Here is a 12,905-nt window from a genome sequence, read left to right on the forward strand (position 1 = left end):
CTCCTTAAGTTCCCATATTATTTGTCTATTCTATCATGACATTACTATTAGCAGAAGGCGGTGATCTCCTTGCATGACTTGCCTGAAAAGGGGACGGCCCTTCTGACGCCGGAGCAGGTCCGCCTGCAATACCGCACCGCCGGCATCGGCAGCCGGGCGCTCGCGCATCTGGTCGATGCGCTGCTCATGCTCGCAGCTGCGCTTCTCATTCTGCTCGGGTTCGCCGGGGCCATGTATCTGCTGTCCAAGACGTGGCTGCCGAGCAGCGGCAACGATTATCTGGCCGCCATCATGATCATCCTGATGCTGGTCGTGATCATCGGTTATTTCATCGTGATGGAAGCTTACAGGGGCGGCCAGACGGTCGGCAAAAAAGCGTTCGGCCTGCGGGTCGTGAATTCGCGCGGAGGCTCCGCCTCGCTGCTCGCGGTCATCATCCGCAACCTGTTCCGGCTGATCGACCTGCTGCCGGTCGGCTACTTTGCGGGAGCAGTGGTCATGATGTTCAGCCCGTCCGACAAGCGCATCGGCGACATGGTCGCAGGCACGGTCGTCGTGCTGGAATCCGGCGCCGAGAACAAGAAGCGCCGCACCGCCGTCGAGCGCAAGCTGCTCCGCCTGCAGAAGACGACGGCTTTGCCGGTGCTCGCACTTACGGAAGAGCAGCGCAAGCTGGTGACGCCGGAGGATTGGCAGCTGCTCCAGGGCTGGGCCGAAAGGCTGGCGCCTTCTCCGGAGCGGCGAATGATGGAGATGGAATACCGGATCTTCATCCACTTCACGGAGCGTCTGGGACATCTGCGCACGCTGTACGCCGCTCCGGCATCGTATCTGGCTGCCTTGTACATGGATCTGCGCGGGGATTGGGAGTTTTAGAGGGACGGGCAGAAGGACCGGCAATCGATCAGGCTCGCCGCGACAGGCATATGCGGCGGGCTCATCGACGGAGCGGGCAATCTTCGCCTCAGCGTCCTGCTCATTCACTTTGCAAGCACCCTGCATATTCACCTGCAAGCATCCTGCTTATTACCTGCAAGCTCATGCTCCGCGACAGCTCTTTCCAAGCGGTCCGCCGCTTGTTAAGCCTTCCAAGCAAGCCCGAACGGTATTTTCGGGGAAGGCCCCCGCCTCGCGGCCGCAGCCGCTCTTCCCTCCGCATGGAGCCGAGGAGCGGCTTTTGCTTGATTCATCATGACCCTGGAGCGTCTACATATACATAAATGAAGGTTTTGCAAAGAACAGCTTCCGGGGAGGTCAACCGATGCGCCGACATGTTATCGTCAACTCGCTGCTAGCCGCATCCCTTGCTCTGTCCGTCTTCATGCTCGAAGGCAGGCTTGAGCCGCCGGTCCAGGCCGGGAGCGAGACAATCCAACAGCCGATCGCCGCGGCGGCGGCCGTCTCCTACAGCCCTCGCGCCAAGCTCGTGGATGAGCTGGCTGCGGGCTTCAAGGGGAGGAGCACCGATTTCCAGACCTCCTACAGGGGCGACCATGCGGATCTGGTGAAGGCCATGCCGTATCTCGTCAAGCAGGCCATTTACCGGGACGATTATTCCGCCTACGTGCTTGAATCCTATTCCTATAAAATCCGCACGGTAGGCGACAACTCTTCCATCCGGGTGAAGGTCCGCTACCGGGAAACTCCGGAGCAGACAGCGGCGGTGAAGGAGAAGTCCCGCCAGACGCTCAAGGTAATCATCCAGCCGGGCATGAACGATGAAGAGAAGCTCCGGGCCATCCATGACTGGATCGTGCGCCATGTCCGTTATGACGAGTCGCTGACCCGGTACACGGCCTACGACGCTGTCGTCAACGGAACAGCCGTCTGCCAAGGCTACGCCCTGCTGATGTACCGCATGGCTTCCGACGCCGGCATTGAAGCCCGCATCGTCGAAGGCACCGTCGATTCGGGAGATCACGCCTGGAACCTGGTGCGGCTGGACGGAAGCTGGTACCATGTCGACGCGACCTGGGACGATCCCGTTCCCGACCGGGGCAGCCGAGTCCGGCACACGTATTTCCTCCTGTCGGATGAGCAGATCCGCAAGGATCATTCGTGGACCCGCGATTATCCTGCCGCTCGGCAGGCGTATAAGGGAGACGATTCCCCTTCCTAAGCCTTGCTTAGATCCGATGGGAAGAAGCCGGCACGCAAGAGAGATCGAGAGTGTTACGAAGCCGGCATGCAAGAGAGATCGAGAGTGTTACGAAGCCGGCACGCAAGAGAGATCGAGAGTGTTACGAAGCCGGCACGCAAGAGAAACCCGATTGCAACGAATACGGCAAGCAAGCGAGACCGATTGCGACGAAGCCGGGCATGCAAGAGAAACCAGTCAGCGCCAGCAGCCAAACCCAGCAGCCAAAACCCAGCAGCCGAACCCAGGTGAAGGGGCGGCTGCTTTTTTTTGCGCTGGCGGTGATCATTTGTACCGACTGCAGGATTTTTCCCGTTTGGAGTTTATTTATAGATTTTGGAAGGGGTTCTAACTAGGAGGAATGGAAGCATGTTGATAGGCAAGCGTCCATTGGAGGCTATCCTGATGTCTGAGACCATCTATCGAAACGAGGATTATTCAGGGCTGTGGACGGCCTTGTTCCGAAAGCGAGGCTTTTAGACGGGCTGCTGGACAGGCGGAGATGGAACGGCGAACAGTCCGCCGACCTCTTCCAAAGCAAGGATGGCGAGCGATGCGAACTCTTCCCGGCTCGACTTGCGGCCTTCCTTGTTCCAGGCATGCGACATGCCGTAGATGCTCCGGCTGAGAAGGGTGGCGACTAGCTTGTCCTTCTCCTTGCCTGCCGGGTCTGAAGGGCCGGGAGCGCTTGGAGCGTCTGGAGCCGAACCTAGGGGACCGGGGTTCCTCAGGATCATGGCCAGAAAGAACTCCTCCAGCGCCTCGTTGATCCGGCTTTCGATATGGGGAGCGAGCGACCCGTAGTTGCGCTTGAAGTGCCCGCTGACCTCTTCATGGAAGCTGCACATGATGACGATGATTTTGAGGAGCGTCTCCCGGTTGAAGCCGTCATGGCATTGAAGCTGCTTTTTCAGGTTTTCCCACAGCACATCGGTCAGGGTATGATCCATCAGCTGGTATTTGTCCGTGAAATGGGCATAGAAGGTCGCGCGGTTGACGGTCGCCTTCGCCGTGATATCCTTGACGGTAATATCGCTGAAATCCTTATGCTTCATGCAGAAAATGAATGCGTCCTGAATAAGCTTCCTTGTGCGGAGCACACGAGGATCAAGCTTCGGCGTCTCCAAGCGCGTCTCCCCCTTCCGATTGGTTTCTAGCGGTTCGGCAACAGATCGACTCATGTGTCGCCTAAGCGATCAATCCGCTCCCAATGACGGTTGCCGCTATTGCCGCTTTAGCTTAACATAACTTTCGCAACGGATGTTGTTTAAGTTGGATGGGGAGGGACAGAGAAATGAACATCGTCGTAATCGTGCTTCAAATCTTGCTTGGCGCTGCTTTTCTGGGATCAGGGTTCAGCAAGGTGACAGGCAATAAAATGCAGGTCGATAATTTCAACGCGCTTGGACTGCCTCAGTGGTTCAGGGTGCTGACCGGATTGCTGCAGCTGGCAGGCGCCGGCGCCCTTATCGCCGGATTCTGGCTGCCGAGCTGGCTGGAATGGGGCGCGCTCCTGCTCGCCATCATCATGTTCGGAGCGGTTTTCTTTCATGTGAAAGCCGGGGATTCCTTCGGCAAAGCCGTACCGGCGCTTGTGCTGACTTTGCTCGCCGCGGCTCTGCTGGCGCTTCGCTTCTCCGAGCTGTCGGCTTTCCCGGGATAATCGCGAAGCTCTTCAAGCCGTTGCCTTTGTCCTTAGCGTTATGGGCATATGCTGAGCTGTAAGCTTGAGAACCAGTTGGTCGTCTGCCAATGGACGGACTTAAATGGATAACGCAAACAGCCCTTCGGCCGATTCGGCCAAAGGGCTGTTTGTTTTTTGCGGTTATTCCGCCTTGCGGTTATTCCGCCTTGCGGTTATCCCGCCTTGCGGTTATTCAGGCTTGGCTTCGCTCTCGCGGCTGCGCATCGCCGTCATCTGCTGCCAGACGGAGCCGGCGGCTTCCTCGCCGCGGCGGATGCGCTCCAGCGCGATCTGAGCCTGCAGCTTGATCTCGAATTCGGCATCCTGCGCGGCTTCTTCGAGCGCTTCAAGCGCGCTCTCGTCGCCGACTTCGTACAGGAACCGGGCCGCGCGCCAGCGGACCAGCTTGTTGCGGTCCTTGAGCGCTTCAATCATTGCGCCTGTAGCGCCCGCATCGCCGAGATCGGACAGCGTGTCGCCGGCCGTGCGGCGCACGGAGGCGGACTTGTCGCGCAGCCCGCGAATCAGCAGCGGCAGCGCCGCCGGGCTCTCGCGAAGGTCGCCGAGATACACGACGGCGAGGCGCCGGATGCTGGCGTTCTCGTCGCCGAGGGCGCGCTCCAGCAGCGGCAGCGCGCTCTCATCCGGCGACAGCCGCTCGAGCGCCGCATAACGGCTCTGCCAATCTTCCGCCGCCATGAGCGGCTCGGCTTCGGCCGCGCTCAGCGGCGCAGGACGGACAGCCGCCTCGGCAGGGGCTTCGCCGGGGCCGGCTGCAAGCGAGGCCTCGACGAGAGCGTCCAGCCTCTCGGCCGTATAGGCCGCTTCGAGCTCGCGCACGATCTCGGCGGCGATTTCCTCCGGTTCGCCGTAACGGACGCCGAATTCCTCCAGCCGCCGCTCGCGGATCATCGTGGAGCCGGCAGCGCGGCCGACCGCATCGGTGAACTTGGCCGGCATCGCGGCACGGGTCTCTCCGTCGCCAAGGCGGACGCGGACTTGGATCGGGATGCCGCGGAACATCTGGACGAGCACATGCGCCTCGCCGAAGCTGGCCGCCGACTCGGGACCGGCCGCGGCAGCCTGGCCTCCGTCCTCAGCCTGGAGGATTCGGCGGGCTTCCGCCAGGATGGCGGCCCAGTCCGCGCCGGGCTTGCGGTCGAGGGCGATGAAGTCGGCGGTGCGGAACACGCCGCGCACGCCGTCGATCGAGAGCAGCGACTGCAGCGGCTCCGGCGCCGTGTCCGCTTCGGCAGGCGAGTACGTGAACCGGCGGCCTCGCGGCAGCATTTCGTTCACGTTCAATTTCATCGAGTTGGGACTCGGGGTAGGCTCAATGGATATTAGATTCATTATTCGTTCCTCCTGTAAAGGGGTAAGAAGATGAAGCTCTGCCTCCAGTGTAACTCAATCGGAGGACCGAAGCGAATGACGGCTGGCCCGATGCAGTTGATCGGAGACCGGCAGATTGATATGGTAAGGTACAAGACAGGCGGTCCGGCATATCGGCCGGTCGCCCGCCAGCCTTCGAAAGCGAGGAATCACATCATGGCCAAATCCAAGTTCGACAATATGGACCCGGTCTCCACACAGAAGACTTCCAAGCATTTCAAGCGCTGGAGGCAGGAGAAAATATGGAACCGCCAGGACCGGGACTACTCGTTCGCGGTGCCGAACGCAGCTCCCGACCTGGACTTCCTGCACCGCAACCGCCAGCAGCCGTCGCTCACCTGGATCGGGCATTCGACCTTTCTGATCCAGCTGGCCGGCGTAAATATCGTGACCGATCCGGTATGGGCAGGCAAGATGGCGTTTCAACGCCGCCTCACGCCGCCCGGCGTCGAGCTGGAGCAGATGCCTCCGGTCGACCTCGTGCTCGTGTCGCATTCGCATTACGACCATCTCCACATGGCTTCCCTTCGCCGGCTTGGAGGCTCCAAGACGATTCTCGTACCGGCCGGTCTCGGCGCCAAGCTGCGAGGCAAAGGCTTCGCCCGCGTGCATGAGCTGCACTGGTGGGAGAGCTTCCACTTCCGCGGGCTCAAGCTGACCTTCGTTCCGAGCCAGCATTGGACCCGCCGCAGTCCTTGGGATATGAACGCCTCGCATTGGGGCGGCTGGGTCATCCAGCCCGAGCATGGCTTGAGCCAAGTTCCAGGCGAAGGAGCGATAGCAGCTGCAGCGTCTCCAGGCGAATCGCGGTCAAGCCAGGGTCCAAGCCTCTCGCATGAGGGCGCCGCTGAAGCTGCGAGCGGGCATCCAGCGGGAGAGGCTTGGCATCTTGAAAGAGAGCGAGCTTTGGACGCCGCTGAAGCTGCGAGCGGACGGAATCCGGAAAGCGACTGGCAAAATGCTCGTGAGCAAGCTTCGGGAGAGGTTGTAGAGGGCTGCCCGGATCAAAAGCCGGCATCGGGAACCGCGCTCGATCCTCAAGCAGCCGATGCAGGAGGCGAGAGGGGGGGGCCGTCGGAAGCGGCCATGAGAGGGCCGTCGGAAGCCGCCATGAGAGGGCCGTACGATCCGTTCCATCCGGAAGCTCCCCGTCCTTGCGCAGGGCAGTATCCGACGATTTATTTTGCGGGAGACAGCGGTTATTTCCGCGGCTTCGCGGATATCGGCCGGCGCTTCAAGATCGATGTCGCCATGCTGCCGATCGGCGCATACGATCCCGAAGCGTTCATGGGGCCGCAGCATACGACGCCGGAGCAGGCGCTGCAGGCTTTCCGCGATCTCGGCGCCAAGCTGTTCGTCCCTATGCATTACGGCGCCTTCAAGCTGGCCGACGATACGCCGCAGGAGGCGCTTGAGCGGCTGGAATCCGGCCGATGCTCCTGCGGGCTGGAATCCGACAGGCTCGTCATGCTTCCGCATGGAGAGACGTGGAAGATGGGCGGCTGATTTCCTTCCGGCCTCGGCCGCCGTGCCAACTTTGGACATGAAGGCGCCAAGATCCCACATCGTTAAGCGGTTTCAACCGTGATATACTGGTTGGGACAAGCACGATACAGGAGGATTCGACCATGACCCAATCACCGCTGCGCATAGGCATTATTGGAGCAGGCGGCATCGGCAATGTCCATATGGATATTTTCAAGCAAATTCCGGAAGTGAAGATAGAGGCCGTTACCGACGTGTTCCTTCCCCTCGCAGAGAAAAGAGCCGAGGAGCACGGCATACCAACCGTTCATCAGAACCCGCAGGAGCTGCTGGAGAACCCTGATCTCGACGCTGTCGTCATCTGCGTGCCGAACCAGTTCCATGCTTCCCTCGCCATCGAAGCCCTCAAGCAGGGCAAGCATGTGCTGCTGGAGAAGCCGATGGCGATCAGCCTGGAGGATGCCCGCGCCATACTGGACGCCAAGCATGCTTCCGGCAAGGTGCTGATGGTGGCGCATCAGATGCGCTTTGGCGGCCTGAGCCGCGCGATCAAAGGCTACATCGACGAGGGCAAGCTGGGACGCGTATACAACGCGAAGACAGGCTGGTGGCGCAAGAAGGGAATCCCGGGCTGGGGCTCTTGGTTTACCCGCAAGGATATGGCCGGCGGCGGCCCGCTCATCGACATCGGCGTGCATATGCTTGACCTGTCTCTTTATCTGATGGGCAATCCCCGCCCGGTCAGCGTCTACGGCACGACCTATGCCGAGTTCGGCCCGCGCCGCGAGGGCATCGGCAACTGGGGCACGCCGAACTGGGACGGTTATTACGACGTCGAGGATCTGGCTACGGCGATGATCAAGATGGACAACGGCGCGACGTTGACGCTCGAAGTAAGCTGGGCGGCCCATTCCGCCGGTCTCGGCGAAGATCCGTTCATTCATCTGATGGGAACCGAAGGCGGAGCCTATTATGCAGGCAGCAGCGGCCTTTATGTGACGCATAGCGAGGAAGGCGTCGTGCAGGAGGAGATCGTTCCGCTGTCCGGCGACGACGATCGGATCCTGCTCAGCCGCCACTTCCTGGACTGCATCCGCACCGGCCGCGAGCCGATCAGCTCCGCGATGACGGGCTACACCAACAACCGCATCCTGGATGCGATCTACGAATCCTCCCGTACGGGCAGCGAAGTCAAGCTGTCCTGGAACTGAGGCGGCTTCATACGAGAGAGAGAAGGCTTGCCGGATGCCCGGCAGGCCTTGTTTTTCAGGTGGATCGAAAATAGCGGGCCTGCTCTCTTTCCAGCTTTCTCTGCGCTGTGTGCACACCGAATGGTGGAACGAGGAGAAGGCTTTGCTGAACCATGAATCTCAACTGTCAGGAGGAACGATCATGTCAACGAGCAAGGAATGGATCCGCCACATGGTTATTTTCGATCTCAAGCATCCGCAAGGCTCCAGGGAAGCAGGTGCATTTCTCGAAGACGGGGAACGCATCCTGACCTCTATCCCGTATGTGCGTCAATTCGCAGCAAGCGGACAGATCAGCTTGAAAAATGACTACCAGTACGTCTTTACGATGGACTTCAAGGATGAGGAGGATTACCGGCTTTACAATGAGCATCCTTTCCATGTATCTTTCGTGAAGGAACGCTGGGAATCGGAGGTCTCCCGCTTCCTGGAGATCGATTTCCGCGTCCCGGCGGGGGCAAGCTCATGAGCGGCGGCCTGAGGCTGGATCTCACGGGAAGAACGGCGCTGGTGACGGGATCGACGGGACAGCTTGGGCGCGTCATTGCCCGCACGCTTGCGGAATGCGGCGCGGATGTGGTTCTGCACTACCGAGGCAGCGAGGCAAAAGCTCTGGAGCTGAATGCGGAGATTGCCGCCATGGGCCGGAACGTGATGATCGCTCAGGCGGACATCACTCAGCTTGATTCCGTATCGGCGATGCGGGATGCCGTGGCCGCCGGCCTCGGCAGCATCGATATTATTGTGGCTAATGCGGTCATTCAATATGAGTGGACCTCAGTGCTGGAGCAGCCTGTGGAGGATTACGTCAGCCAGTTCGAGACCTGCGTGCTGCAGAGCGTGCATCTGGCCAAAGCCTTCATCCCCGGCATGCAAGCCAAGGGCAAGGGACGTTTCATCGGCATCAATACGGAATGCGCGATGCAGAACTTCCCTGGGCAATCCGCCTATACGGCGGGCAAGCGGGGAATGGACGGCGTATACCGCGTGCTCGCCAAGGAGGTCGGCGGCGACGGCATCACCGTCAACCAAGTGGCGCCGGGCTGGACGATCAGCGAGCGGGATCGCGAGAACGGCACGGAGCGCAACGAAGGCTACGAAAGCACCGTGCCTCTGAAGCGCCGCGGAACCGATCAGGAAATCGCGAACGCCGTCGCATTCCTCGCCTCGGATCTGTCAAGCTTCATCACCGGAGCTTACTTGCCGGTGAACGGCGGCAACGTGATGCCGGGGATTTGAGCAGCAGCGCTGCTGGCAGTGCTTGAAAAAAGCCAAATAAGCAGGAATAAGCAGGAAAAATCGTCTAACTCGGAGCTTCTGCATTAGAAACAGCTAAATAAGTGGGAAAACCCGTCTAACTCATAGCTTCTGCGGCAGAAGCAGCCAAATAAGCCGGAAAAACCGTCTAATTCGTAGCTTCTGCGGTAGAAGGAGCCAAATAAGCCGAAAAAACCGTCTGCGGCAGAAGCAGCCAAATAAGCCGAAAAAACCGTCTAACTCGTAACTTCTGCGGCAGAAGCAGCCAATAAGCCAAAAAAACCGTCTAACTCGTAGCTTCTGCGGCAGAAGCAGCCAAATAAGCCGAAAAAACCGTCTAATTCGGAGCTTCTGCAGAAGAAACGGCCAAATAAGCGGAAAAAACCGTCTAACTCGTAGCTTCTGTGGCAGAAGCGGCCAAATAAGCAGGAAAAACCGTCTATCTCGGAGCTTCTGCGGCAGAAGCAGGAAATAAGCCGAAAAAACCGTCTAACTCGTAACTTCTGCAGCAGAAGCAGCGAAATTAGCCGAAAAAACCGTCTAACTCGGAGCTTCTGCAGAAGAAACGGCCAAATAAGCGGAAAAACCGTCTAACTCGTAGCTTCTGCGGCAGAACCGGCAAAAAAACAGGAAAAACCGTCTATCTCGGAGCTTCTGCGGCAGAAGCGGCGAAATAAGCCGAAAAACCGTCTAACTGGGAGGCTTGTCATTCTCGAGTCTACGGTCTATCATCGGATTAGAGCCATGACAACATCAACGAGAAATCATGAAAATACTTTAGAGCGTGAAGCACACGCCGCTTGCCTCCTTTGGAGCAAGCGGCTTTTTCTATTTTCAAGGAAAAGGATGTGTAGAGATGCGTAAAATGAAGTCATTAACGGAAAGAACTTTTGATACGGATATGAAGGCATTCATCGCTGTTCAGCGGAAGTTGGCGAAAGGACAACGGCTGGAGATGCTGGAAAGGGATCTGCATGGCACGATCAAGCTGCTCCAAACTCTAATCATGCCTGTCTTCGGTTCGTTCGAGGGGTTTCAATTGGAATATGAGTTTGTTGGTCCTAGCGGGTACAAGTTTTATGCCGACGTTTACTACGAGCCGCTGCGGCTCATTATCGAATGCGATGGTTACGTGCCCCATGTAGAATTAATGACAAGGGAGCGGTTTTCCATGGACCGCCAGCGCTTGAGAAGCATGGCCGTCGCCGGATATCTATACATGCCTTTCAGCTGGGATGAGCTGGACAAAAAGCCGGATGCATGCCGAGGATCGCTTTTTGAACTACTTGGAAGGCGCGGTCGGACAATAGAAGGATTAGAGTCACTAAATCCTCGTGAGAGGGAATTGCTGAGAAATGCGGCTGATGGGAAGGCATTCAAACAGAACGACGCGTGCCGCTGGTTGCAGGTAGGAAAAGATACGGCGCGTACGGTTCTCCGCAGGATGATAGCGGATGGCTGGATCGTTCCTGAGGGGGGAGGCGAGAGAAGGCATCACGTCTTCCGCCTTGGGGAAAAGGGATTAAGGGTTATTACGGGCCGGGTTGACTGACAAGGAAGGAACTTCGAAGGTTTCCCTACAACTCGGGAATTATGCTATAATTAAGAAAGTCTGTCTTGCGGCAGTCTGATCCGATATTTTCATGAGGCGATTCATAGTTCAAAGGGCGAGACCATTATTGTTAGAGTGCCGGAAGGACAGCCAGAAGTTTTGAAGGGTCCAACCTCTTGGTCACTCACGCCAGAGGTCAAGCACCATTTCCTCTTGGCGCCGAATGGCCGCAATCTCCATTGACTTCGGAATAGACTGCGTTGCTTACACGGTTGACTACAGGCGGCCATCCGCCAAACTATAGATGAAGGACGGGATTCACACCAATGATCAGTACGAGCGGAATATCGCTTCGGTACGGCAAGCGAGCGCTTTTTGAAGACGTCAATATCAAGTTCACGCCGGGCAACTGCTACGGCCTCATCGGAGCGAACGGAGCGGGCAAATCGACATTCCTCAAAATCCTCTCCGGCGAGATCGAGCCGAACACCGGCGAGGTCCACATCACCCCGGGCGAGCGCATGGCCGTCCTGAAGCAGAACCATTTCGAATACGACGAAGTGCCGGTTCTCATGACTGTCATCATGGGCCATAAAAAGCTCTATGAAGTCATGAATGAGAAGAACGCCCTGTACGCCAAAGCGGACTTCACCGACGAGGACGGCATGCGCGCGGGCGAGCTCGAGGCCGAGTTCGCGGACATGAACGGCTGGGAAGCCGAATCCGAAGCCGCGGAAATGTTGAACGGCCTCGGCATTACGCCGGATCTGCACGACAAGCTGATGAAGGACCTGGACGGCAACGCAAAAATCCGCGTCCTGCTCGCTCAAGCGCTGTTCGGCACCCCGAACATCCTGCTGCTCGATGAGCCTACCAACCACTTGGATATGCAGTCCATCGAATGGCTGGAGAAGTTCCTCTCCACCTTCGAAGGCACCGTCATCGTAGTCAGCCATGACCGTCACTTCCTGAACCAGGTATGTACGCATATCGCTGACATCGACTTCGGCAAAGTACAGATGTACGTCGGCAACTACGACTTCTGGTACGAGTCCAGCCAGCTGGCCCTCGCGCTCCAGCGCGACGCCAACAAGAAGAAGGAAGACAAGGTCAAGGAGCTGCAGGCGTTCATCCAGCGCTTCAGCGCCAACAAGTCCAAGTCCAAGCAAGCGACGAGCCGGAAGAAGATGCTCGACAAGATCACTCTGGACGACATCCGTCCTTCCAGCCGGAAATATCCGTTCATCAACTTCAAGGGCGAGCGCGAAGCCGGCAAGCAGCTGCTGCTGATCGACGGCCTGACCAAGACGATCGACGGCGAGAAGCTGATCGACAACCTGACGCTGACGGTGAACAAGGGCGACAAAATCGCTTTCGTCGGCCCGAACACCCTGCCGAAGACGGTGTTCTTCCAGCTCATCACTGGCGAGCTTGAGCCTGACGCGGGTTCGTTCCAATGGGGCATTACGACGACCCAAGGATATTTCCCTAAGGACAACTCCAAGTATTTCGACGGCGTCGAGGACAACCTCGTCGATTGGCTGCGCCAGTACTCCAAGGATCAGGACGAATCGTTCATCCGCGGCTTCCTGGGACGCATGCTGTTCTCCGGCGACGAAGCGCTGAAAAAAGCCGACGTCCTCTCCGGAGGAGAGAAGGTCCGCTGCATGCTCTCCAAGATGATGCTCTCGGGCTCCAACGTGCTCATCATGGACGAACCGACCAACCACTTGGACCTCGAGTCCATCACGGCGCTCAACAACGGGCTCATCGACACGGACTGCACCGTCCTGTTCACGTCGCATGACCATCAGTTCGTGCAGACGATCGCCAACCGCATCATCGAGATCACGCCGGGAGGCATCATCGACCGGATGACGACCTACGACGAGTACCTTGAAAATAAAGACATTCAAGCTTTGCGCGACCGCATGTACGCGGTGCAAGGAGTTTAATCAAGCCAAAACCGCTGTTACCCGGACCGAAAGGACCGGATAACAGCGGTTTTTTCTTTTTTAGGTTTGGTCTAAAGGCCGAGCGGCATGACCGGGTTTTGGTTATTGAATCCCACTCTGAAGGAGCTATATGCTGGGAGGGCTTTGGGTTGAGCCGGCCTTGGGAACATTGGGCTTGGGTTTAACTTTAAAA

General features: G+C 58.2%; 10 protein-coding genes and 2 pseudogenes. 10 read left to right on the top strand and 2 right to left on the bottom strand.

Features of this window, described 5'->3' with window-relative positions; all coding sequences use genetic code 11:
* The first annotated feature begins 69 nt into the window (after positions 1-69).
* Positions 70-876 (top strand): RDD family protein, encoded by an 807-nt coding sequence (locus ACLBWT_RS08725; RefSeq protein ID WP_447662668.1) that lies wholly within the window; start codon positions 70-72, stop codon positions 874-876.
* 385 nt (positions 877-1,261) lie between these two features.
* Positions 1,262-2,119, top strand: a complete 858-nt coding sequence (locus ACLBWT_RS08730; protein WP_447662669.1) for a transglutaminase domain-containing protein — start codon at positions 1,262-1,264, stop codon at positions 2,117-2,119.
* A gap of 494 nt (positions 2,120-2,613) precedes the next feature.
* On the opposite strand, the gene ACLBWT_RS08735 is transcribed toward ACLBWT_RS08730, so the two are convergent.
* On the bottom strand, positions 2,614-3,192 hold the full coding sequence (locus ACLBWT_RS08735; protein WP_447662670.1) for a TetR/AcrR family transcriptional regulator: 579 nt from the start codon (positions 3,190-3,192) through the stop codon (positions 2,614-2,616).
* A gap of 239 nt (positions 3,193-3,431) precedes the next feature.
* Here ACLBWT_RS08735 and ACLBWT_RS08740 point away from each other — a divergent pair, with 239 nt between their 5' ends.
* A complete protein-coding gene (locus tag ACLBWT_RS08740; RefSeq protein ID WP_447662671.1) occupies positions 3,432-3,800 on the top strand; it encodes a DoxX family protein in 369 nt (122 codons plus the stop codon).
* A gap of 210 nt (positions 3,801-4,010) precedes the next feature.
* Here ACLBWT_RS08740 and ACLBWT_RS08745 read toward each other — a convergent pair whose 3' ends face one another.
* A complete protein-coding gene (locus ACLBWT_RS08745; RefSeq protein WP_447662672.1) occupies positions 4,011-5,174 on the bottom strand; it encodes a virulence factor in 1,164 nt (387 codons plus the stop codon).
* Positions 5,175-5,393: 219 nt separating this feature from the next.
* Between ACLBWT_RS08745 and ACLBWT_RS08750 the strand changes: the two are divergent.
* From ACLBWT_RS08750 to ACLBWT_RS08780, 7 genes and pseudogenes are all read left to right on the top strand, one after another.
* Positions 5,394-5,969 (top strand): annotated as a pseudogene (locus ACLBWT_RS08750) (MBL fold metallo-hydrolase); the annotation flags it as partial.
* A 414-nt stretch (positions 5,970-6,383) separates the two neighbouring features.
* A pseudogene (locus tag ACLBWT_RS08755) lies at positions 6,384-6,719 on the top strand (MBL fold metallo-hydrolase); the annotation flags it as partial.
* Between the two features lie 122 nt (positions 6,720-6,841).
* On the top strand, positions 6,842-7,909 hold the full coding sequence (locus tag ACLBWT_RS08760; RefSeq protein WP_447662673.1) for a Gfo/Idh/MocA family protein: 1,068 nt from the start codon (positions 6,842-6,844) through the stop codon (positions 7,907-7,909).
* Positions 7,910-8,090: 181 nt separating this feature from the next.
* On the top strand, positions 8,091-8,417 hold the full coding sequence (locus ACLBWT_RS08765) for a Dabb family protein (RefSeq protein ID WP_447662674.1): 327 nt from the start codon (positions 8,091-8,093) through the stop codon (positions 8,415-8,417).
* 8 nt (positions 8,418-8,425) lie between these two features.
* Positions 8,426-9,187, top strand: coding sequence for an SDR family NAD(P)-dependent oxidoreductase (locus ACLBWT_RS08770; protein ID WP_447662748.1), 762 nt, complete (start codon positions 8,426-8,428; stop codon positions 9,185-9,187).
* A gap of 874 nt (positions 9,188-10,061) precedes the next feature.
* Entirely contained in the window at positions 10,062-10,757 is a 696-nt protein-coding gene (locus ACLBWT_RS08775; protein WP_447662675.1) for a hypothetical protein, read from the top strand.
* A gap of 326 nt (positions 10,758-11,083) precedes the next feature.
* On the top strand, positions 11,084-12,712 hold the full coding sequence (locus ACLBWT_RS08780; RefSeq protein ID WP_447662676.1) for an ABC-F family ATP-binding cassette domain-containing protein: 1,629 nt from the start codon (positions 11,084-11,086) through the stop codon (positions 12,710-12,712).
* Positions 12,713-12,905 lie beyond the last annotated feature (193 nt).

This window comes from Paenibacillus sp. D51F (genome assembly GCF_053345695.1).

Excerpts from the sequence above, each read along its gene's own strand:
- ACLBWT_RS08740 (WP_447662671.1), top strand. The coding sequence starts at position 3,432 with ATGAACATCGTCGTAATCGTGCTTCAAATCTTGCTTGGCGCTGCTTTT.
- ACLBWT_RS08730 (WP_447662669.1), top strand. The coding sequence starts at position 1,262 with ATGCGCCGACATGTTATCGTCAACTCGCTGCTAGCCGCATCCCTTGCT.
- ACLBWT_RS08745 (WP_447662672.1), bottom strand. The coding sequence starts at position 5,174 with ATGAATCTAATATCCATTGAGCCTACCCCGAGTCCCAACTCGATGAAA.
- ACLBWT_RS08735 (WP_447662670.1), bottom strand. The coding sequence starts at position 3,192 with ATGAAGCATAAGGATTTCAGCGATATTACCGTCAAGGATATCACGGCG.
- ACLBWT_RS08775 (WP_447662675.1), top strand. The coding sequence starts at position 10,062 with ATGCGTAAAATGAAGTCATTAACGGAAAGAACTTTTGATACGGATATG.
- ACLBWT_RS08780 (WP_447662676.1), top strand. The coding sequence starts at position 11,084 with ATGATCAGTACGAGCGGAATATCGCTTCGGTACGGCAAGCGAGCGCTT.
- ACLBWT_RS08760 (WP_447662673.1), top strand. The coding sequence starts at position 6,842 with ATGACCCAATCACCGCTGCGCATAGGCATTATTGGAGCAGGCGGCATC.
- ACLBWT_RS08765 (WP_447662674.1), top strand. The coding sequence starts at position 8,091 with ATGTCAACGAGCAAGGAATGGATCCGCCACATGGTTATTTTCGATCTC.